General features: G+C 63.1%; 1 pseudogene. It reads right to left on the bottom strand.

Features of this window, described 5'->3' with window-relative positions:
* Nucleotides 1–435, bottom strand: a pseudogene (locus I6F21_RS37855) (hypothetical protein); the annotation flags it as partial.
* Nucleotides 436–447: the final 12 nt, after the last annotated feature.

The following is a 447-nucleotide window of genomic DNA, read 5'->3' as shown; positions in this document are numbered from 1 at the left end:
TGCCTGCACCGTGCCGGGCGGAAGGCGGTGCACCAGAATCTCATCCACATACACGCGCACGGCCAGCTTGTTCTGCCCGGCGCTCATCGTGACGAGTGGCACGTTGGCCCGCGTGTAGGCGTCATAGGTGCCCTGTGGCGATACATAGCCGCCAATTGCTGTATTGACGGACATGACAACACCGTCTATCGGCGCCCGCACGGCATACTTTTCGAGCAGCGCTGCCGCCGCCGCCGCGCCCTTCTGCAAGGCATCGCGCTGTTTTTGCAGCGTGCGGATGTCATAGCTCCAGGCGCCGGCGCGCGTCAGGTCGTACTGACGCTGGGCAACAACGAGATTGCCGTGTGCCACCCGTACCGCGTTGGCAGCGTTGTCGATTGCATCACGACTGACTGCCTTGGGATTGAGCCGGGCGGCCGCTTCAAGCTTGTCCAACTGATCCTGCAC

This window comes from Bradyrhizobium sp. NBAIM03 (assembly GCF_020194055.1).
Classification (GTDB): domain Bacteria; phylum Pseudomonadota; class Alphaproteobacteria; order Rhizobiales; family Xanthobacteraceae; genus Bradyrhizobium; species Bradyrhizobium yuanmingense.
Note: the sequence above shows the minus strand (reverse complement) of the source record. Positions and strands in the feature narration are given on the sequence as shown.